20 protein-coding genes and 1 tRNA gene are annotated in these 21,968 nt (G+C 43.5%); 4 read left to right on the top strand and 17 right to left on the bottom strand.

Annotation, left to right across the window (positions count from 1 at the left end):
- Positions 1 to 17: 17 nt before the first annotated feature.
- Positions 18 to 101, bottom strand: a tRNA-Leu gene (locus tag QD47_RS16200).
- Between the two features lie 417 nt (positions 102 to 518).
- Here QD47_RS16200 and QD47_RS16195 point away from each other — a divergent pair.
- The gene (locus QD47_RS16195) at positions 519 to 956 is read left to right on the top strand and encodes an N-acetyltransferase (RefSeq protein ID WP_044647120.1); all 438 of its coding nucleotides are present in this window, start codon (positions 519 to 521) and stop codon (positions 954 to 956) included.
- A 102-nt stretch (positions 957 to 1,058) separates the two neighbouring features.
- Here the strand turns inward: QD47_RS16195 and QD47_RS16190 are convergent, their stop codons facing one another.
- Both QD47_RS16190 and QD47_RS16185 read right to left on the bottom strand, forming a co-directional pair.
- The gene (locus QD47_RS16190; protein ID WP_044647119.1) at positions 1,059 to 1,565 is read right to left on the bottom strand and encodes a GNAT family N-acetyltransferase; all 507 of its coding nucleotides are present in this window, start codon (positions 1,563 to 1,565) and stop codon (positions 1,059 to 1,061) included.
- A gap of 77 nt (positions 1,566 to 1,642) precedes the next feature.
- The gene (locus tag QD47_RS16185; protein ID WP_044647118.1) at positions 1,643 to 2,158 is read right to left on the bottom strand and encodes a hypothetical protein; all 516 of its coding nucleotides are present in this window, start codon (positions 2,156 to 2,158) and stop codon (positions 1,643 to 1,645) included.
- A gap of 382 nt (positions 2,159 to 2,540) precedes the next feature.
- Between QD47_RS16185 and QD47_RS16180 the strand changes: the two genes are divergently transcribed.
- Positions 2,541 to 3,038, top strand: a complete 498-nt coding sequence (locus QD47_RS16180; RefSeq protein ID WP_044647117.1) for a hypothetical protein — start codon at positions 2,541 to 2,543, stop codon at positions 3,036 to 3,038.
- 202 nt (positions 3,039 to 3,240) lie between these two features.
- On the opposite strand, the gene nspC is transcribed toward QD47_RS16180, so the two are convergent.
- The 4 genes from nspC to QD47_RS16160 all read right to left on the bottom strand — a co-directional run bounded on the left by nspC (position 3,241) and on the right by QD47_RS16160 (position 8,701).
- A complete protein-coding gene (nspC, locus tag QD47_RS16175) occupies positions 3,241 to 4,380 on the bottom strand; it encodes a carboxynorspermidine decarboxylase (protein ID WP_044647116.1) in 1,140 nt (379 codons plus the stop codon).
- 8 nt (positions 4,381 to 4,388) lie between these two features.
- Positions 4,389 to 5,588, bottom strand: coding sequence for a saccharopine dehydrogenase family protein (locus QD47_RS16170; RefSeq protein WP_044647115.1), 1,200 nt, complete (start codon positions 5,586 to 5,588; stop codon positions 4,389 to 4,391).
- A gap of 427 nt (positions 5,589 to 6,015) precedes the next feature.
- A complete protein-coding gene (htpG, locus tag QD47_RS16165) occupies positions 6,016 to 7,896 on the bottom strand; it encodes a molecular chaperone HtpG (RefSeq protein ID WP_044647114.1) in 1,881 nt (626 codons plus the stop codon).
- Positions 7,897 to 8,077: 181 nt separating this feature from the next.
- Positions 8,078 to 8,701: an SMI1/KNR4 family protein gene (locus QD47_RS16160; RefSeq protein WP_044647113.1), complete on the bottom strand. Its 624-nt coding sequence runs from the start codon at positions 8,699 to 8,701 to the stop codon at positions 8,078 to 8,080.
- Positions 8,702 to 8,950: 249 nt separating this feature from the next.
- On the opposite strand from QD47_RS16160, the gene QD47_RS16155 reads away from it, so the two are divergent.
- Complete coding sequence (locus QD47_RS16155) at positions 8,951 to 10,081, top strand: phosphodiester glycosidase family protein (protein ID WP_044647112.1); 1,131 nt, start codon at positions 8,951 to 8,953, stop codon at positions 10,079 to 10,081.
- 190 nt (positions 10,082 to 10,271) lie between these two features.
- Here QD47_RS16155 and QD47_RS33225 read toward each other — a convergent pair whose 3' ends face one another.
- The 3 genes from QD47_RS33225 to QD47_RS16150 form a co-directional block, all read right to left on the bottom strand.
- Complete coding sequence (locus QD47_RS33225; RefSeq protein ID WP_235332281.1) at positions 10,272 to 10,370, bottom strand: DUF6386 family protein; 99 nt, start codon at positions 10,368 to 10,370, stop codon at positions 10,272 to 10,274.
- A 314-nt stretch (positions 10,371 to 10,684) separates the two neighbouring features.
- Entirely contained in the window at positions 10,685 to 10,783 is a 99-nt protein-coding gene (locus QD47_RS33220) for a YjcZ family sporulation protein (protein ID WP_235332280.1), read from the bottom strand.
- A gap of 119 nt (positions 10,784 to 10,902) precedes the next feature.
- Complete coding sequence (locus QD47_RS16150) at positions 10,903 to 11,376, bottom strand: hypothetical protein (RefSeq protein WP_044647111.1); 474 nt, start codon at positions 11,374 to 11,376, stop codon at positions 10,903 to 10,905.
- A 145-nt stretch (positions 11,377 to 11,521) separates the two neighbouring features.
- Between QD47_RS16150 and QD47_RS16145 the strand changes: the two genes are divergently transcribed.
- Positions 11,522 to 11,866, top strand: coding sequence for a helix-turn-helix domain-containing protein (locus tag QD47_RS16145; protein ID WP_044647110.1), 345 nt, complete (start codon positions 11,522 to 11,524; stop codon positions 11,864 to 11,866).
- Between the two features lie 142 nt (positions 11,867 to 12,008).
- Here the strand turns inward: QD47_RS16145 and tkt are convergent, their stop codons facing one another.
- The 7 genes from tkt to QD47_RS16110 form a co-directional block, all read right to left on the bottom strand.
- Positions 12,009 to 14,021 (bottom strand): transketolase, encoded by a 2,013-nt coding sequence (gene tkt, locus QD47_RS16140; RefSeq protein ID WP_044647109.1) that lies wholly within the window; start codon positions 14,019 to 14,021, stop codon positions 12,009 to 12,011.
- Positions 14,022 to 14,076: 55 nt separating this feature from the next.
- Complete coding sequence (locus QD47_RS16135) at positions 14,077 to 15,435, bottom strand: PTS ascorbate transporter subunit IIC (RefSeq protein WP_044647108.1); 1,359 nt, start codon at positions 15,433 to 15,435, stop codon at positions 14,077 to 14,079.
- Positions 15,436 to 15,450: 15 nt separating this feature from the next.
- A complete protein-coding gene (locus QD47_RS16130) occupies positions 15,451 to 15,732 on the bottom strand; it encodes a PTS sugar transporter subunit IIB (RefSeq protein ID WP_044647107.1) in 282 nt (93 codons plus the stop codon).
- Positions 15,729 to 17,774 (bottom strand): BglG family transcription antiterminator, encoded by a 2,046-nt coding sequence (locus QD47_RS16125; protein ID WP_044647106.1) that lies wholly within the window; start codon positions 17,772 to 17,774, stop codon positions 15,729 to 15,731. The genes QD47_RS16130 and QD47_RS16125 overlap by 4 nt, the downstream gene beginning before the upstream one ends.
- Positions 17,775 to 18,191: 417 nt before the next feature.
- Complete coding sequence (locus QD47_RS16120; RefSeq protein WP_044647105.1) at positions 18,192 to 19,331, bottom strand: 5-methyltetrahydropteroyltriglutamate--homocysteine S-methyltransferase; 1,140 nt, start codon at positions 19,329 to 19,331, stop codon at positions 18,192 to 18,194.
- A 123-nt stretch (positions 19,332 to 19,454) separates the two neighbouring features.
- Positions 19,455 to 20,357, bottom strand: a complete 903-nt coding sequence (locus QD47_RS16115) for a LysR family transcriptional regulator (RefSeq protein WP_044647104.1) — start codon at positions 20,355 to 20,357, stop codon at positions 19,455 to 19,457.
- Between the two features lie 145 nt (positions 20,358 to 20,502).
- Positions 20,503 to 21,912: a glycoside hydrolase family 1 protein gene (locus tag QD47_RS16110; protein WP_044647103.1), complete on the bottom strand. Its 1,410-nt coding sequence runs from the start codon at positions 21,910 to 21,912 to the stop codon at positions 20,503 to 20,505.
- Positions 21,913 to 21,968: the final 56 nt, after the last annotated feature.

The raw sequence follows: 21,968 nt of genomic DNA, 5'->3' as shown, positions 1-21,968 counted from the left end.
TTTTTTTATGTTAATGATGCGGTCGAGAGGACTCGAACCTCCACGGGGGTTAGCCCACACGGACCTGAACCGTGCGCGTCTGCCAATTCCGCCACGACCGCATAGTATGTAATCATGCCGATGTTTATCTATCTAACAGGGCCATAAATAATGCCCAGTACATATAATCACCGTAATTAAGATTATATCGCCCATAGAGAATAAAAGCAAGCCATTTTTATATTATATTTTCTATATATAATTCCAGAAAACATGTGAAAACAACTGGATTTCTCATACCATATATGGTAATATGAACGCATCAGGAAAGGAGGTGCGTCAACATTAGTAATCAGATGTTGAACGTGTCCCTTACCCGGTCCGCCATTCTCTAATTCTCAGAGATGACGGAGGCGCGGGATACGGATCAAAGCTTTAAATAAGCGCCACGGGTAGAAAGACCGTCTACGGACGGTCTTTTTTATGTTAAACATCACACTATCGTAACAAGATTACATACTGGGAAAAGAGGTCATTCTATGTCTATTCGAGCGGGGAATGTGGAAGAGTTTAAAGAATTATCAGCTATATGGCTGGATGCTTCCATAGATGCCCATCATTTTATTGATCCACAATATTGGACATCACAGGTTGGCGAAATGGAAGACAAATACCTTCCTCTAGCTCAAAACTACGTTATTATACAGGATGATCACACTATTGGTGGCTTCGTTTCCATGATAGATGGATATTTGGCGGCCTTGTTTATACGAGTAGGTTCCCAACGAAAAGGCTATGGCAAGTTACTACTAGATTGGGTTAAGAAGCAATATGATCAGATCCAATTGAAAGTATACCAGTCCAACACGAAGGCATTTAACTTTTATACCAAAAATGGCTTTATCATTCAAGAGGAGTCCGTTGATCCAGAAACCCGTGAAAAGGAATTTGTAATGGTTTGGACAAAGCACAAGTAACATTAAGTTACATTATCTCAATGAAGCCAAAGGCTCTGCTCCCGTATAAATACGGTAAAAGCAGAGCTTTTATATTTTACATACACTAATATATATGTTCTCTCATTTCAGCCCGTAAACCTCGGTATATAAAATTTGTCTAAACGGCGCAAAATCCTGCTCTGTCAGCGCATACGGATAGCTCATAATTTGAAGCCTCAGATCGGCCTGTCCTTCCCTCAAAGGAGGCTGTACATACTCAAAATCGTTGAGATGGAATCCCAAGCGTTCATAAAAACCAATTCTTCTCCGAGTCCATTCATCCTCAGGTGGCTCAACCTCCAGCACTACCAGTTTATCGGACTGTGAAATAAATCTGCTCATGAGCTTTTTACCTAACCCGCCACCACGTATAGCCTGATCTACCGCAATATGCTCTACAAACCGAAAATGTGTAAATTCCCAGCCTGCCAGAAAAGCGATCGTATGCCCTTGCTCATCCTTTTCAGTGATTAAACGATAACAAGAATGAGTAAGCAGAGCCTTTTGCGACGCAAAGATTCTGCATTCCGTTTCAGGAAAAGAAGCTTCCATAATCGCATACACTTGTGAGAATTCAAGTTCATTCATTTTATATTCCCTGCTCCTTTAATTCTAACTTCCCTTTCCAGTTCAATTCAATCTGACCAAATCGTTGAATTCAATTTTCATACCTTGTGTAATTCCGTAAGCGTCAGCAAAATATGCTCCAATAGCTCCGGGATATCCTCCATCTGATCTTCATTAATTTGTCTAGAAAATCGAAGCTCAATCTTGTTTTGGTATGTAGTTGCCTTCTCCCCGTAAACAAAACTGAGCGTTTGGAGCGGCCTAAGATCCGGCTTCCAAATTTGCGTCAATAAATCTTCAATCTGGCTGCACTGTGTTTCAATCTCACGAATCTCCATATAGAAGCTGAGCAGCAGCACACATCCGGGGATTTGATCTTCGATCTCCAAAATTTCCGCAGCCAAGTTATTTAAATCTGCATTTAAGCGAATTTCCGCCGTCACACCGGGTCGTTCCGTCAGCCTGAACTGTATAGCGAATTCACGCGACATCACGGACATTTCCAATCGGTCGATCCGTTGCGTGATTTCAATACGTGAATCCAGACTATCCAGATCGTATACTGCATTTTCCATACCTACCTTTAAATTATCAAAAACCGTCGGGTCAAACATGTTCATTTCACCTCTGCCTATCATTCCATATGTTTCATACATTTAACATTCAAATAGGTTTCCAATCCAATGAGTATATCATAAATGTTTGCAGTCAAGAAATTCACCGATTTTCCAGCAAAAAAAGCTCTGATTATGTATTCCATTTTGAGCTGTTAGTACATACTTCATTTCCTTTTCTACAGAACTTCCTTAGATTTTACTTCTGAGGGATGAAAAAATACACCTTTGTAACAAAATGTTCTATTATATTTATTTTATTGATAAATATTCCTTTTTATTGTTCCAATTTACTGGTAAATAGTATACAATTAATCTGAGTTCTATTACTAATATATTCATATAAATGAATATAAATTCCAAAAAGAGAGGTAGTTTATTCATGAAAAAAACGTTGTTAGCTTCATTAGGTCTGACACTTATGTTAAGTACTTCTGCCAGTGTCGCTTTGGCCGAAGAAGCAAATCCTGTACCAGTAGCAAAGGAATCAACTCTAACCTCTGTACTTGAATATAATGAACAGGAGCCAAATGATAGTTTTGAACAAGCTAACTATTTTTTTATAGGTGATGCTGTCATCGGAACCCTTGGTAAAGAGGTTCAAGGAGGCTGGGAAGCCTACGATGTATTTAAAATTAAGGCTTTTAGATCGAACGAAGTTCAGTTTATAATTGAAGGCAACAAATACCCTGATTCTTGGATGGAACTAACTCTTTACGATAGTAATGGTAAACGAATTAAACGTTCAAAAAACGCCCAATATTCTTTAAATGCTGATCTTGAAAAAGGTAAGGAATACTACCTAGCTGTCGATGTACCAGGACTTCAATATGGAGGAAACGTATTTTACTATAAAATCTCTACTGAAGTTATAAGGTAGACTAATTAAATTTATGTAACTTACCAAATAGTTAATCATTATTTAATGCCTGCTGTTGTATTGGATACATACAAAGGCACGTATAAAAATCAAAAAAATCCCTAACTACGCCAAAAAACCTCGCCCCTATCTCAAGGGGCGAGGCTTTTGTAGTTCAATCATTCCATTCGGTGCACTCAGTTCTTTTACCCCTGTGTAAGTCTTACGACAAACGCGAGCTAAAGTCCTCGTAGGAGAACTGACGGATTACCTTAATGCCTTCTTCATCGTTGTAACTGGCGATGGCTGGCAGGTTGACTCCGTTGAACATGTGGTTTTTGACCATCGTGTAATGGGCCATGTCGCAGAATACAAGCTTGTCTCCCGGCTTCAATGGCTCTTTAAAGGAGTAGTCTCCAATTACATCTCCGGCCAGGCAGGTAAGGCCACCGAGTCTGTAGGTGTGCGCATACTCACCAGGCTTACCTGCATCAATGATATTCGGGCGATATGGCATAGCCAGCACATCGGGCATATGACACTCAGCCGAAGTATCCAGAATCGCAATATCCATTCCGTTTTTCATTGTATCCAGGACTGTAGCAACCAGATAACCGGTATTCAAAGCGATAGCTTCGCCCGGCTCCAGGTAAACCTGTACACCATATTTATCCTGAAAATATTGGATGCAGCGTACCAGCGTGTCCAGATCATAGTCTTCTCTGGTAATATGGTGTCCGCCGCCAAAATTAAGCCATTTCATTTGCTTAATGTATGGCCCGAACTTCTCATCCACGACTTTAATGGTGCGCTCCAGCGTGTCGGAATTCTGTTCACACATCGTATGAAAATGAATACCATCCACGCCATCCAGATCCTCAGGTCTAAAGTTAGCCAAGGTCACACCCATTCTGGAGTTGTTGTAGCAAGGATCATACAGCGGAGTTTCGATTTCCGAATATTCCGGATTGACCCGAATTCCAATTTCTATCTTTTTGGAAGTCACGCCTTGCACCTTACTTTTGAACCGTTTCAATTGATCGAAGGAGTTGAAAACGACGTGGTCAACATACTCCAGTAGCTCGTCAAATTCACTGTCAACATAAGCGGGTGCGTATACGTGAACCTCCTTGTCCATTTTTTCGCGACCCAGTCTCGCCTCGAACAGCGAACTGGAAGTTACACCTTTTAAATATTTACCAACCAGAGGAAATGTCGAAAACATCGAAAATCCCTTAAGAGCAAGCAAAATATTGCAGCCTGTTCGCTCTTGAACAGAATTTAAAACCTCAAGGTTTTTCACAAGAAGTCTTTCGTCAACAAGGTAACAAGGTGATGGAAGTCCGCTAATATCAATATTCATCGCAGGCCTCAATCAAGCAACGTTGGCGTGAAGCTTTCTTGCCATGGCAATCCGTGTTTATTCAGTGCTTCCATGAATGGATCTGGATCAAATTCCTCAACGTTGTATACGCCTGGTTTTTTCCAGATGCCTTTAATGATAAGCATTGCGCCGATCATGGCAGGAACGCCTGTTGTGTAGGAGATGGCTTGGGAGCCAACCTCTGCATAACATTCCTCATGATCACACACATTGTATACATAATACGTTTTCGGTTTTCCGTCTTTAACGCCTTGGATGATACATCCAATGTTCGTTTTACCCTTGGTTCTAGGTCCGAGGGAAGCCGGGTCTGGCAAAATGGCTTTCAGGAATTGCAATGGAATGATTTGCTGTCCTTCGTAATCAATAGGCTCGATAGAAGTCATGCCTACGTTTTGAAGCACGTTCAAATGATTCAGGTAATTGTCCGAGAAAGTCATCCAGAAACGGATTTTTTTCACACCTTTAATGTTTACTGCAAGAGATTCAAGTTCTTCATGGTACAAGAGATATATGTTTTTCGGTCCGATTTCAGGAAGGTCGTATACCTTTTTCTCGGAAAGAGGCTCAGTTTCAATCCACTCTCCATTTTCAAAGTAACGGCCCTTCGCCGTAATTTCCCGAATATTAATTTCCGGATTAAAGTTAGTGGCAAAAGGATATCCGTGGTCCCCTGCATTCGCATCTACAATATCAATCGTATGAATTTCATCAAAATAATGCTTTTGAGCATAAGCCGTAAATACTCCAGTCACGCCTGGATCAAAACCGCTGCCCAGCAGAGCTGTAATGCCCGCTTTTTCGAATCTTTCTTTGTAGGCCCATTGCCAGCTGTATTCAAACTTCGGCGTATCCGGCGGTTCATAATTCGCCGTATCAACGTAATGAACGCCTGTCTCAAGGCAAGCATCCATAATCGTCAAATCCTGATAAGGGAGAGCCACATTGATAACTACATCCGGTTGAAAGTTTCGAATCAGGTCAATGACCATGTCGGTGTTGTCAGCATCCAGCTGAGCCGTTTGTATCTTCGTACGGCCTCCACCCAGCTTTTCTTTAAGCGCATCGCATTTCTCAACAGTTCTGCTTGCGATACAAATTTCTTCAAATACATCTGGGTTTTGGCAACATTTATGCACCACAACGCTGGCCACGCCACCGGCGCCAATAATCAATGCTTTTCCCAAAATAAATAACCTCCTTATTCCATACGCTAATCGCTAATCATTCTTGCAAACAAAATGATTATAAAGACATCCCACCAAATAATCAAGAAAAACGATAATTTGCAGTGTAAAAATTCACACCACTATGTCACAAAAATTTTACAAATCCCAAATCCAGGCATGAAAACGTCATAAAATAAAGAGCACAAAGCCCCTCCCAAGGCGTTCCAAGGAAGTCAGTACACGTTTACCGGAAGTTTTTTTTGCATTCCAAGTAAACAGCCTTAAAGAGTTAATACTATCTTATTTCTATTAAAAAGGCCACCATGCCAATTCCTATGAAGAAGATTCAGAGGGGGGTAAAATGATTGGCTGGTACTGTAGGATTGTTTATCATGAATAAAGCCGCCCCCGATGCGGGAACGGCTCTGTACAGCATTAAAGCTTATTAAACCATAATTTTGCAAATATCGTTGGTGAATTCAACCGGGTCTTGCAGTGGCAAGCCTTCGATCAACAGTGCCTGATTATACAGCAATGCCGTATAGAGATTGACCTTCTCCTTGTCCTCGGCAAAAGCCTCTTTCAGAGAGTTGAACACCGCATGGTTGACGTTGATTTCCAGCACTTTATTCGCTTTGACATCGGCGTTGTTCGGCATGGCGTTCAAGATTTTCTCCATTTCAATCGTCACTTCGCCGTCAGCGGACAGACACACCGGATGTGTCTTCAAGCGCTTGGAGGCTTTAACACTGGATACCTTGCCTTCCAGCAAGCCCTTCATGTACTCGAACAGCTCTTTGTTGTCGTTTTGTTCCGCTTCTGTTTCCTTCTCGTTCTCGTCAGCCTCAATGCCCAGATCGCCACTGGATACGGATTTGAATTCTTTCTCCTTGTAGCTCATGAGCATTTTAATAGCGAACTCATCAATATCATCGGTGAAGTACAGAATTTCGTAGCCCTTGTCGGCCACCATTTCGGTCTGCGGCAGCTTCTCAATACGTTCGTTGGACTCTCCGGAAGCATAATAAATATACTTCTGATCCTCAGGCATACGCGATACATACTCGTCCAGTGTAACCTGCTTTTTCTCCGTAGAAGAGTAGAACATGAGCAGATCCTGAAGCGTCTCCTTATGAGTTCCATAATCGTTGTAGACGCCAAATTTCAATTGTCTGCCAAATGATTTGTAGAATTGATCATACTTTTCCCGGTCATTTTTGAGCAGGGTCAGCAGTTGGCCTTTGATTTTGCTTTCGATATTTTTGGCAATCAGCTTCAACTGGCGGTCATGCTGCAACATCTCTCTGGAAATGTTCAACGACAAGCTTTCGGAGTCCACCATACCTTTGACAAAGCTGAAATAATCCGGCAGCAGGTCAGGCGATTTTTCCATAATCAGCACGCCGTTGGCGTACAGCTCCAGCCCTTTTTCATACTCCTTGGAATAGAAATCAAACGGGATATTTTCCGGAATGAACAAAATAGCCTGGTACACCACCGCGCCGTCCGCGCTGACGTGGATATGCTGAAGTGGCTTGTCATAGCCATAGCGTTTTTCCACATAAAAATTGTGATAATCCTCGTCGGTCAGCTCGCTTTTGTTCTTTCTCCAGATTGGAACCATGCTGTTAATAAGCTGTTCTTCCTCGTAATCCTCGAACTCGTTGTCACTGCCCTCTTTCAGACGTTTGCCTGTAACATCCATCTTGATCGGATAACGGATAAAGTCGGAGTATTTCTTGATCAGTGCTTTTAAACGATACTCGTCCAAATATTCGTCGTAGGACTCATCCTCGGTGTTTTCTTTGATTTTCAAAACAATCACAGAACCGACTTCATCCTTCTCGGCCGGCTCAATGGTATACCCGTCTGCACCTGTGGATTCCCACTTATAAGCAGTATCGCTGTCCAGTGCCTTTGTAGTCACTGTAACGACATCCGCCACCATAAATGCCGAATAGAAGCCTACCCCGAACTGCCCAATGATGTCATGACCATCCTTGGATTCATTCTCATTTTTGAACGCCAGCGAGCCGCTTTTAGCAATGACACCCAAGTTATTTTCCAGCTCTTCCTTCGTCATACCAATCCCGGTATCGCGAAGAGTGAGCGTTCTGTTCTCCTTGTCGGCTGTTACTTTGATATAGTAATTTTCTTTGTCAAAGACCAGTTGATCATCCGTCAGCGCTTTGTAATAAATTTTGTCAATCGCATCACTTGCGTTGGAGATCAGCTCTCTTAGAAAAATTTCCTTTTGCGTGTAAATCGAGTTAATCATCATTTCGAGCAGACGCTTGGACTCAGCCTGAAACTGTTTTTTCTCCATTCTGATATCTCCTTTCGAATATGAACCTTATGTAAGGTAAGGCTGCACATGGGGAACCGTCCAAACTCGAAAGTCTGTTAGCACTCCCCTCATTCGAGTGCCAGCCTACCTTTTTTTATAACATTCCTCATTTTTTATGTCAATACGATAGATGCATAATATAGTCCCAATTCCGAAATTGTTAGTGCCTGATCTGCTTAAACATCACGTTAAACATCTCGACAGAAGATGGGAACAGTCCTTGTACATGGGGAATCAGATTTTCCCTGATGCGTAAATCGTCCTCGTCCAGATGTTTCAAATCCTGGTGATAGAACCATACAATCGGATAGTCACCATCTTTTTGTCTACTTCCTGCATTCAAACAGACAGGACCTTCGTTTTCCTCAGCAATTGCAAATGGAATATAACCTGCCGATAGCAAGGGCGACCATTCGCGGAGCAAATCATGAAATCCCTTCAAGCCTTGGCCCACAGGCAGTCGTGGAAACTCAATAAAGGTACAATCGCTCCAGTAGACTCCAGGAATGAATTCGTTATCGAATTGCAAAGACACATAATGATAGGACATGATGAAACTTCTCAGCAAGGGAGGAAGCTCGAAATGATAGGTTTCCTCAATGTCCCGAACCTCCTGCTCTGTGATCTGCGAAGGAAGAGGCTTCCACTTGATCCAGCCATCCTCATCGGCATTGCCGTCACGCATCTCGAAGGGTACATTTTCTACCAAATCCATAAAAAAAGCTTCATCCATATGTGCAAATAACTCCTTCATGGATGTGCGAATATCCGCCTTCTTGTCCATGTCCCCGCACCTCTTTCCTTTCTATATCAGAACTGCATCATATGCCATTACACATTCTTCCAAGTTCAGCTTAACAGATTTTGCTTTTATCCTCATTTTCAAAATATTAGTATTACCAGCGCAGTGGCTCATGGTTACGCCAGATGATCCAGCGCTCTGTCTCGCACATACATTTACAACTTATAAAACCCGATATAAGTACAAGCACCTCGTAAAGTGTCAAGACTACATAAGGAGATTGATCTATTCATGAAAAGAATCACCGTACTTGTTATCCTGTCCCTGCTAATCCTTGTAACCCCGATCTACGCTGCTGCACCAGCGCCCATGCTGGTCTACGTGGATCAGAGTAACCACTCCTTCATCCCTCTCCGCCTCCTGAACAGCTATGAAGGGATCACCATCAACATGACGGCTACGGACAAAAAAATTGAAATTGCCCAAGGCGATACCCGGCTCACCTTATTTGCAGGACAGTCTACGGCTAAAGTTAATGATCAAACAATCCGTATGCAAAAGGCTCCTTTTACCGATAATGGTTCCACCTACGTTCCCTTGCAGTTCATCAGTCAGCACCTAAACCTGCAAGTCTCATGGCAAAAGGAAACCTCATCCGTACATATCAAGCAGGGCACAACGTCTGTCAGGCTTCCGGTATTCACGGGCAAGCTACCTGGCAGCACCACACCGATCCAGACGGCTCATAAAAGCTTCAAGGTCGGATCACGCACCTTCTCCGCTAAGGTGGTCACCATCTCCATGCTTCATCCCAAGGTGAGTCTGGACGTGGCGCTTGCAGGCAATAGCATCGGCAAAGTGGAGAACTTAAGCGGTCTCGCCAAACGCAATCAAGCGGTTGTAGCCATCAACGGTACCTACTTTGACGCCTATACCAAAAGCTCCTACAAAATACCTTATGGCTATCTGGTCAGCCACGGGAAATTGTTGAAAAAAAGCTCTGGCGACCAACGAACCGTCTTTACGTACGATGCTAACCATTTGGCCGAGCTGGTTTCAGGTCCTGCCTTTGAGCAGCGTTTAAGCCAAAGCAACGTCGAAGGCGCCCTTCAAGCCGGACCTCGTTTAGTGACGAATGGAAAGGTTTCCCTGAATATAAAAGCCGAAGGCTTCAAGGACCCTAAAATATTAACAGGCGGCGGGGCCAGAAGCGCCCTTGGGATTACACGGGATCATAAGCTGATCCTCCTGACCACAAGCGGAGCCACCATTCCACAGCTTGCTCAAATCATGAAGCAGGCAGGCGCTTATCAGGCCATGAATTTGGATGGCGGTGCTTCCAGTGGGCTGTATTACAACGGCTCCTATCTCACCACACCCGGCCGCCAGATCAGCAATGCGATTATTATAAAATATCAATAGACGGGTTAAGGGTTGTCTTCACGGATATGTAAAGCCGTGGGGATGGCCTTTGCCATTTTCATAAGCTCAGGTTTCCACCTGTTCAGGGTTTCCGCATATTCAAGCAGCTTGTCAGGGTCTTTACAGGGTTCATCCTGTATTTACAATCGGATCAGACTTGTAAAGCTATTGCTGCCTTCGCTGCACTGTATTAAAGAAAGGTAAATAGATTAAAAAAAGCTACATTCCCCTGGTTCAACTCGCCCAGTTCGTCCTCTTCTATGGACCACCAATCCGGCTCATCGTCCAAACGATGCTTAAAGTGCTTCCGTATCAAATACGCAAAGGGTCGCCGTGTCTGTCGTGAATTAAAATGGACTGCTCGCTACGTTCATTGTGTAGTCCTCCTGATTTTGGTCAACGAATCTCCGTTTTTTTCGCGTATTCTGCGTATCCATGTATGTCACATTGCTAAGGGAAATTTTCCCTGTATATAAAGTATAGCAATGCTTGCAGGGACAGACAACATGCTTAGGTTAGCATCCGTTCTACACAAAAAAAGCCTTCCCTCACTATATAGTGAAAGAAGGCTGCTTTGTGAATTTAAGCGGCGCTAACCTGCTGTTAGATCATAAAAGATTTAGTGATAATCACCAGCAAAATAAACAATACCAGAATTGCGCCTGTGGATGTCCATGCTCCACCGTAACCAACTTCACCCATGTCTGAATCCCTCCTTGCTTTAAAGCATACTCTTATCGTATGAAGAAAAACGGTTTACGACAGGGCGCAATGGCAACGTTTATTTGGCAAGCGAGTTTATTTTGACAGGATAGGACTTCTTAGAAAATGGACTGATACGTTTCGGATGGATCGGTAATCACACGGGGGGACAACTGGCACAAAATGTCGTCAGTTCTGCGCAGCAGTCTGCCCACATCCTTGTTCTTCATCTTTCGAAGGAGCGGGGTTTCTAACTGGGATGACAGAAATTGAGTGGTGCCGTTAAAAACAACAACATCCAATCCCGGGTTGGTGTCGGTATGTAATAAGTGCAGCAGGTCACTCATGCTCAGGAAATCTGGAGGGCAAAGGGTATTGTTTTCCTTCATATATAGGGCTTTCAGCATGGAAGTCAAAGCCCAGTCGCACAGGATAATGCAGCATTGGAGCTGGTTGTGCTTTTGCAGGATTTTGGCTAGTTTCATGTGGTATTGGGCTAGGGTGTAAAAATCGGTTATTGAATGATGTAAGTGTTGTTCGTGTCTGGATGACTGGGCATGACTTCGGTTAAGGGTAGAAGGATCTTTTTTCATATCTATTCCTCCAGAGAATTTCAATATTAGTCTTATTATACCCCGAAATAATACTTATAGATATCATTAATATTTATTGTATTCATCATTCAATGTTTTCCTTTAGATATCTTGTCTACACTTTTAGAATAGTGAGGTGTAGACGATGGAAGATAAAGAAGTTCTCAAATTAGTGGGTGCCAGAATACGTGCTTTACGAAAAGAAAAGGGCTTGTCTCAGGAATCGCTTGGAGAAAAAGGCGGATTTCATTTTTCATACATAGGGCAGATTGAACGTGGGGAAAAGAACGTATCCTTATTAAATATAGCTAAAATTGCAAATGCACTGGATGTTAATTTGATTCAGCTTTTTGCTTATGTAAATGAGGAAATTAAGGTTACAAAGCATGAAGCCGAACTAAATGAAATACTAACATTGCTTAGAAAGTCAAACCCTCAAAAAATTAAGCTAGCGAAAAATATTGTTAAAGAGATTTTAAACAATGAATAATGACACGCACGCATATGTGGTTCAGTTACATCGTGTAGAAACATATCAAAAAAGCCGCTCATCAGATTGATCTAATGAACGACTTTTTTTGCGTAACTGCTTAGTAGCGTGTTTGCGCCTTTTCAGTGTTTCTAATTTCTTATCATTTCCTTAATTCAGCGAGTACCTCTTTCGCTAAAGCAACGATATTGGCTGCGTTAAAGCCAAAGGCTTCTACAACTTCAGTTCCTTTACCGGATGCGCCAAAACGATCAATGGCTAACATCTTTCCGTCCAGTCCGATATAGCGTTCCCAGCCAAAGCTTGCCCCCATTTCAATGCCGACGCGGGCACGTATTGCTTTGGGCAAGACTCTTTCTTTGTAAGCTTCGTCCTGCTGATCAAAAGCAGATGTGTTCGGCAAGCTTACGACAGATGCTGAAATGCCTTCGTTTTCCAAGATACTCTGTGCTTCGACAGCCAGCTTCACCTCTGAACCACTTGCGATTAACAGCAAATCTGGTACTTCTTTGGAAGCAGGCGCTAAAACATATCCGCCTTTTTTCACACCTTCCAACGCCTTTTCAGAGCTGCCTGCAAGGATCGGCAGAGCCTGACGTGTAAGGACAAGTGCTGTCGGTGTTGAAACTGATGAGATCGCCATATGCCAGGCAGCGATCACTTCATTGCCGTCTGCGGGACGGATTACATTTAAATTCGGCATCGCACGCAATCCTGCCAGTTGCTCGATCGGCTCATGGGTAGGTCCATCTTCTCCTACGATAATGGAGTCATGGGTTAGTACGTAAATCACCGGAAGTTGCTGAATGGCCGCCAAGCGTATAGCTGCTTTTAAATAATCGGAAAATACAAAGAAAGTTCCTCCATAAATCTTTAACCCACCGTGCAGTGCTATGCCATTCATTTCAGCTGCCATCGCAAATTCACGTACACCAAACCAAATGTTACGTGCTGCTGGGGCTGATTTAGAAAAACGTTCATCTCCTGCAATTAATGTCTTATTGGAGCTCGCTAAGTCAGCTGAACCTCCAAAGAAATAAGGGACCTGCTGTGCAATCAAGTTCAAGATGTCGCTGCCGGTATCTCGTCCTGCTTTACTTGAGCTTGCTTCGTAATCAGCCAATGGTTTTTCCCAATCTACGGGCAGTATATTGGTAAAGCTGTCATGAAACTGTTTAGCCAGTTCTGGATAACTTTCCGTATAATTCACCATTAGAGCCTGCCATTCAGCCTCGGCTTTGGCACCACGAGCTGCTACTTTTTCACGAAAAAGGGTATATACTTCCTCTGATACGGTAAAAGCCGGTAGTTCCCATTGATAGCTCAATTTTGCCGCAGCCGTTCCTGCTTCTCCCAGAGGTGAACCATGAACTTTATGCGTACCGGCATGCGGTGAGCCATACCCGATCACAGTCTTCACTTCAATAATTGTAGGTTGTGTATGATTTTCTCGTGCCAAGTCAATCGCTGCAGTAATCTCGGTAAGATCATTACCCTCTGTAACCAGGATATGTTGCCACCCACTGGACTCAAACCGCTGTTTTATATTTTCTGAGAAAGAGTGACTCAGTTCTCCATCCAGCGATATGTCATTGGAATCGTATAGCATGATTAATTTATCCAATTGCTCATGGCCGGCATGAGAGATCGCTTCATTAGCCACGCCCTCCATTAAATCACCATCTCCGCACAAACAATACGTGTAGTGATCCACAATCGGAAAGGACTCCTTATTATATAAACCTGCTAAATGCCGTTCTGCCAATGCCATGCCAACAGCCATCGCCACCCCTTGTCCCAAGGGTCCCGTCGTCGCTTCCACACCGTCGGTGTGTCCGACTTCTGGATGCCCGGGCGTTCGGGAACCTAGCTGCCGGAATTTCTTCAAATCGTCAATCGTCACATCAAAACCGGATAAGTGAAGCAGACTGTAAAGGAGCATGGATCCATGGCCTGCAGACAGAACGAACCGATCCCGATTTTCCCATCGCGAATTTTTGGGATTTACAAGTAATGCCTGTGACCAAAGAGCATAAGCCATAGGTGCTGCACCTAAAGGTAATCCGGGATGCCCGGAGTTTGCTTCATCAATCGCGTCTAAAGATAATGCTCGGATGGCCATAACGGCTTGAAGGTCTTGCTGGTTAAATCTCATAAAGTTTGTCCTCTCTTCCTGATCCTCGTTTTTTTATAGTGTTCATTTGTATTGTTTATTGCGCACTGCTTTTCGGCTTTTTCAGGCTTACCAAAATCATAATGAGCAGCACCAAACCGATCCCGATCATCGTTATCGTTTTTCCACCCATCTGGTTTAGCCCGCTCAAGAACAGCCCCACTACACCAAAGTCGGAATCGGAGAAGGTTGCGTTGGCTAACCCGAGATCCCCTAATACAGGTATTAATAGAATTGGCATGAAACTGATGAGCACTCCGTTCACAAATGCGCCTAAAATGGCGCCACGCACACCGCCCATGGTATTTCCAAACACTCCTGCTGCTGCTCCTGTGAAGAAGTGCGGGACAACCCCAGGTAAAATAACAATCCCGCCGGATAAAACCAGAATGAGCATGCTGACAATCCCCCCCACAAAACTGGAGAAAAAGCCTATCAGTACCGCGTTCGGAGCATAGGTATAAACAATAGGGACATCCAGCGCCGGTTTGGAATTCGGTACAATTTTCGAGGAAATCCCTTTAAATGCCGGTACAATTTCAGCCAAGACCAGACGTACACCCGACAAGATGATAAATACGCCTGCAGAAAACAACCCTGCCTGAAGTAGCGCAAATAAAATATAGTTTTTCCCGTTACTCAAGTGACTTTCGACATAAGCCGGACCTGCAAAAAGGGCTACAATGATGTAGAAGACCGCCATCGTTAACGCAATACTGACCGTACTGTCCCGCAGAAAGCCGAGTCCTTTAGGGAAATTGATTTGTTCAGTGGATACAATGTCTTTCTTGCCTTTCACTGCCATACCTACCAGCCCGCCAATAGCAAAGCCGACCGCGCCAGAATGCCCCAAAGCCACATTGTCATTGCCCGTTAATTTACGGACAAATGGCTGCACAACGGCTGGAGAAAGCGACATGAAAATACCTACAGTCAGCGCTCCAAAAAGGATAAGGGAGACGGATGTGAAACCACTCACTGATAAAATGATAGCAATCATACATGACATATATAGCGTAATATGACCTGTTAAAAAAATGTACTTAAATCGTGTAAAACGAGCAATCAGCAGGTTCACAATCATACCGAAAAACATAATCAGTGCGGTGGAGGAACCATACTTACTCACGGCAAGAGCCACAATAGCTTCATTATTTGGAACGATACCGCTTACATGAAACGCTGCTTTAAACATATCGCCAAAAGGTGCAAGAGCTTGCTGCAAAACACCTGCGCCTGCGCTGATGACAAGAAATCCTACAAACGTTTTGGTCGTTCCCTTCAGGATATCCGAGAGATTTTTCCGCTGAGCCAGCAACCCTACCAAAGCAATCAACGCAACTAGCACAGACGGCTCACTCAAAACGTTAATCAGTATATTCAAAGCTTTATTCATATGGGCCAAATCTCCTTACAATAGATTTTTATCTTGTAAGACTGCTGTTAGTTTTGTGCGTAATTCCTCGAGATCGATAATGTTTTCCAGAACGACCACATCACCCAGGCTCGCTCCGCCTTCAGCAATGTCTCTGGCAAGAAAAAACACATCTGCGCTCCCAGGCGTAGCGGAACCCAGATCGGAATGATCTACTTCCACACCCTCTACGCCCATCTCATTCAATAGCTGCTTAATATTCATTTCCACCATAAAGCTTGTTCCCAGACCAGAACCACAAACTGTTAAAATTTTCATTTTTTATCGTCTCCTTTTTTTTGCATCATGGCTATAATTTCGTCCGCTGTTGTAGCTTCTTTCAAACGGTTTAACGAATCGTCGTTGACCAGAAACGAAGTCAATTCCGTCAGCGCCTTTAAGTGCAACTTATTGTCAATCGCCGCTAGGCAAATAAACATATCAATCGCATGCTCCGGCTGATCAAGCAACAACACCGGTTTTTTCACTCGCAACAGCGACATTCCCAATTTCTGCACACCTTGTTCCGGCCTAGCATGTGGGATAGCAATTCCTTTGCCGACATGAATAAAAGCACCGATTTCCAAAACTCTGTTAATCATTGCCTGTGTGTAGTCAGGTGTAATATAGTTCTGTTCCTCTAATGGTTTGGCTGCTAGTTGAATCGCTTCCTTCCAATCCAGGGGAGCATCCGTGAATCGAATTTTATCTACAGTTAAAAGCTCGGACAACATAGGGGAATGACTCCTTTCAATTGAACGCATCTGTCGTAAATGATTTGTTAAATCTGTATAAAGTGCTTTTTCGCTTTTAATCGTGGCATGTTTCCGTATGGTAGCCATTAATTCATCTATGGGCACCGCAGAAGGTACGGGCAGATCAAAATCAGCAGCAACAGCTTGTTGCAAATAATCTTCTTCTAATACGGTTAATAATGGGCGAGTCAAGTAAACAGGTTTGGATGATTCCAAATAAATAGTAGAAAAAATCATGTCATAGCTATCCGGAGATATCTGTTTTAATTCCGCAACCGAATGTGATTCCGTAAAATGCACGCCCGGAAATAGCTGACACAATTGCGTCCGTAACATCATGGAGGAACTGATCCCGTTTGGACATACAATTGTAGCACGGTATACTTTAGGTTCAGGTTCTAATCTGCGGACATGCCCCCCGAACAAAATGGTAAAGTATCCAACCTCTTCATCCGAGATCCACTCCCCTGTAAAATCAGACAATGGCTTCAACGCTTGCTTGACCAGTTTGAACAGGGCATCATGTTCTGCTTTGATAGTGTCAATTAAAGGATTAGATAAAGGCACTTCACACATAATCCTAAAGTAAGCCGGTACCAAATGCTTGTACAAGATCGATTGCAAAATAGGTTTTTCTTTAAAGGGTACTAGGGTCAGGCGTTCTACTTCCCTGATAATTTCGTCAGATACATAACTCAGCTCTTCACTGGGATAAATATGGGGCACGCCCTGCGTAGCTGACAATAATTGAATCGTTAGATATACGATCTCCATCTCATGCGCTTCATTAAACAAATAAGCGGATAATTTCTTGCCCATCAGAAAGAGTGGTTGTTGTTGTATTAACTCTGTTTGCTTAACGGGCAAAAACAGTGCATTACGCCCATAGCGGAATTGCAGAAACAACAGCTCATAAATAAGTTGATCCAGCCTGTTGCCCACAAAGACGACCTGATACTCATGAGCCATATCGGTTAATTGCTGCTTGATCGTTGTACTCGCATCTTCATATTTCCAACTATCCATCACCTGCTTGATACCCGGGCGTCCCATCGGCAGCTGTGATAGTGTCCCAATACATACCGATGCAAATCGCCGCTTGTGACGCTCTTCTCCCTCCAATTTAAAACCGTCCGTTCGGTTATAATCTAATTTGACACCTTCTCCCTGACAAAGCGCACGTAGCTTTTTGACATCTGCCAAGGCCGTATTCCTGCTTACCTGGAGCAAAGACTGATAATGAACGATCGAAATCGGCTCCCGCCGGATATACGTGTATAAATAAATCAAATACAGTCGTTCATTCTCTTGAAAAACCAGTTGCTTGCGACCAAGTGATAATTCCTCATTTTTCCAGTGTTTCTTAACTCTTTCGTCAATCTTAAACCCCATTTCAATTACTTCAATCTTCGGTAAATCCAACTCAATTAGTCCGTCATTTAATTTATTCAGCGTATATTCAAACTGTCGAGGCGATAAATTCAATTGAAGTCTCAACTCCGGAATTGACAACTTCGGATAGTTAACCATCTGAGTTAGCAATTGCAATGACTTGTGGTCAAACATCTTATGAGCCTCCTTGTGCTTATTATAAATGAAAATTATGAGCCATATCATAGCTGTTGAATCCAATCTTTGTTGTGATGTTGGCAGGTGTATTGGACTGAAATGTCATCCTTTACTTACATGCGAAAGGCAAGAGGCTCCTGTAAAATCAATAGTGTGACTTGTAGAGGGGAAGGCAATAATTCTACAAAACAGGTATGCCCTCTACAGGGTGCGCTCAAACGCAAGAAATAAATGGGAATAAGGATTATACACCAAGTCATGTGCTATCTGAGCGGAATAAAACTATGGGAATATTAATTAAGAAATGAAGCTAAGTCACACGCCAAAATAAAAAAACACGCCCCATGTGGCGTGTTTTTTATGATAACGGAATCTTTAGTTTAAAGAACCTACCCAATCAATTCCCCTAAACCCTTACTTCCAAATCTCGTCCGCAATCTCTTTAATGAAGGCAAGCTTCTTCCACTGCTGCTCTTCCGTCAAGATATTGCCCTCTTCCGTAGAAGCAAAGCCGCATTGTGGGCTGAGGCAGATGTGGTTGATGTCGACGAATTGAGTCGCTTCCTTAATGCGGTTAATGACCGTCTGCTTATCTTCCAGCTCACCTATTTTCGAGGAAACGAGGCCCAGGACGATCTGCTGCTGGCCTTTCAGATGCTTCAGCGGTGTGAAATCGCCTGCACGGTCGGTATCGAATTCGAGGTAGTAGCCGTCGATGTTGTCGATGCCGAACAGGGTTTCAGCAACTGGCTCGTAGCCGCCGGAGGATGCCCAGGTGGAATGGTAGTTACCACGGCATACGTGGGTTGTAACGACCAAATCGGCTGGAAGATCATTTACGGTTTCCTGATTCACGCGGGCGAACAGCTTTTTGGTATCTTCCACATTCTCACCCGCATGCTGTCTGGCTTCCCAATAGTTTTTATCGCAGAGCATACCCCATGTGCAATCATCCAATTGCAAGCTGCGGCAGCCCTCATTATAGAATGCTTGAATCACGGATTTGTAAGCTTTGGCGATATCCGTCACCAGCTCATCCAGATTGCTGTAATAGGTATCGGTTGTTTCTTTATTTTCTCCACGCAACAGCTCGGCCAGGAATTGCGCAGGTGCCGGAATGGTTTGACGGGCAATGGCATCCTCACCCGCTACTTGCTTCAGGAATTTGAAATCTTCAATGAAAGGGTGACGGGAGTGACCGATTTTACCAGTCAAGCGTGCGGTTTCCGCTCTTGTTTCCACGCCTTGGAATTGGTAACCGTTCGAAAGCTCTACCTTTTCCACGCCATCCAGGCCCCACATAAAATCAAGATGCCACCAAGAGCGTCTGAGTTCGCCGTCTGTCACAGCTTTAAGTCCTACGGATTTTTGCTTTTCTACCAGCTTGATAATTTCGTTGTCTTCAATCTTTCTCAGTTCGTCCGCAGAAATTTTGTTATTTTGAAATTGAATTCTGGCGTCTTTGATCGCTTGCGGACGCAGAAAGCTGCCGACCATATCATGTCTGAAAGGGGTCACTTTTCGTTGGGATGCATTGTCAAGGATGCTGCTCATTAGGGTTATCTCCTTTTTCGCTTCTGTAGTGAAGTTCTTGTAAGAAAGATAACATACATTTTCAGTTATAATGTAACTCCAATAAACTATAGCTAGTTATAGCCTAAAGCTATAACAAACTTTTTACTCGCCTATCGCCTCATGCAGCGCTTCTACATAGACGGAAGCCAGCTTGGAGAGCGCAGCATTTTTATGACAAATCCATCCCACATTAATAGACTCCTCACATTCCAAAGGTACGGAAATAATCTCGTTACCGTTCAGATCCGCACTGATCACCCCGGTAGAAATGGTATACCCGTTCAGGCCAATCAGCAGATTGAAAAGGGTCGCCCGGTCATTGACACGAATGCTTTTCGGATGCGACAGCGTGCTCAGAATCTCCTCGGAAAAGTGAAAAGAATTGTACTCCCCTTGCTCAAAGGACAGATACGGATAAGGATGAAGCTGGTCAATGGTCACGATGGACTGCCGGGATAGCGGATTTTTGGCACTGATAAAAATATGCGGCTTGGCGATAAACAGGCTGTTAAATTGCAGATTTGCATCTTTTAGCAGCTTAATAATCACCTTGGCGTTAAATTCGTTGAGAAACAAAATTCCAATTTCGCTGCGCAAGCTTTTGACATCCTGTATGATCTCATGGGTTTTCGTCTCCCGCAAAGCCAGCTCATACTCATCCTGACCATATTGATTCACCAGATTCACAAATGCATTTACAGCAAAGGCATAATGCTGCGTGGATACGGAAAAATGCTGCGGTGAAGGCTTGGCATCCAGATAGCGACTTTCCAGCAGCTCCGCCTGTTCGACGACCTGACGCGCATAACCGAGAAACTCCACACCCTCCTTGGACAAAGAAATACCTTTATTGGTGCGGTCAAAAATCGTGATATGAATCTCTTCCTCCAGATCCCGAATCGCGTTCGACAGACTGGGCTGGGAAATAAACAACCGCTTTGCCGCCTCATTCATGGAACCGCGATTGGCAACCTCGATGACATATTTTAATTGTTGTAAGGTCAATGCATGATATCCTTTCCGTTTGTGTTTCTTCTATTATATAACACATGATAACACTGCTGTTTCAAGAACCCCCTAAACCCAAAATAACACCTCCTCAAAATGGTAACATCCATTTCAGGGAGGTGCTCTTATATTATTGCTTTAATTAACGGACTTCACCATTCGTGGTGATCAGTTTTTGGTACCAATAGAAGCTTTGTTTACGAATACGGCGCAAATCTTTGAGATCAAACTCTTCACGATCAACATAGATAAACCCGTAACGCTTACTGGAGCCCTGATGGGTACTAACAAGATCAATCGCAGACCATGGACAGAAGCCGAATACTTCTACGCCATCTGTAATTGCCAGTTGAATCTGATCAATATGTTTTTTGAAAAAGTCAATTCGATAAGGATCATTCACTACATCGCCTTCTTCAAGCTTGTCAAAAGCGCCCAAACCATTCTCCGTCACGATGAGAGGCAATTGGTAGCGAGAATAAATTTGACGCAGCGTGGATCTAAAACCGACCGGATCAATCTCCCAGCCAAACTCCGTCGTTTGCAAATTGGGATTCACCGAGCCTCTGTATGCTCCAGGCTCACCCACAATCTCATGCTGATCTCCTGTATGTGAAAAATCATTTCCGTCATCCAAGCTTTCTCCTACGGTTTGAGAGGTGTAATAATTAAAGGCGATAAAGTCCGGATTTCCCATCGCTAATATGTCCATATCGCCCTCTTCAATGACAGGCTCATATCCTTTTTCGACCAAATAGCTCCAGGCAATGTGATTGTATCGACCAAATACCGCCATATCCAGATAGAGCCAGTTGCGAATGGCTGCGTAGTTGTCAGCCGCCAGCGTATCTTCCGGCTTGGAACTCGCTGGATAAATGACCCCAATATTCGGCGCTGGTCCGATTTTCGCGTCAGGCAGCATCTCATGGCACAACACCATCGCTTTTGCTTGCGCTACTAACATATGATGATTTTGTTGGTACAGTACCTTTTGCGGATTTTCCAGGCTTGTATCTAAAGTTCCGATGGAGCCGGGATGGAGAATCAGCATATTTTGCTCATTGATGGTTAACCAATATTTCACACTGTCTCCAAAGTTCTCATACAATGTTTTGGCATACTGCTCGAAGGCGTCAATCGTCTCCCTCTTCGACCATCCGCCTTGTTTTTCAAGAGCATAAGGCAGATCAAAATGATACATAGTAACAATCGGTTCAATACCATATTTAATGAGTTCGTCAATTAATGAGCTGTAAAACGCGATTCCCTTCTGATTAACTTCACCTGCGCCCTGTGGATAAATACGTGTCCAGGCAATAGAGAAGCGATACGCTTTAAAGCCCATTTCGGCCATCAAAGCTACGTCTTCTTTGAACATATGGTAATGATCACTGGTTACCTTAAAATCAGTGACCCCTTCGACGTGATTAGCCATGTCAATGACAGAGGGTCCTTTTCCATCTTCGTCCCATGCACCCTCTACTTGATAAGCGGAAGTTGAACCTCCCCAGAAAAAATCTTCGGGAAATGCCTTCAATTGATTATGCTTCATAATATAGTCCCTCCAGTTATAGTTATATCCTTCTGATGTTCGCAATCCATGTATGT

Source organism: Paenibacillus terrae (assembly GCF_000943545.1).
GTDB lineage: Bacteria > Bacillota > Bacilli > Paenibacillales > Paenibacillaceae > Paenibacillus > Paenibacillus terrae_A.
This window is presented reverse-complemented; position numbering and strand designations above follow the sequence as displayed.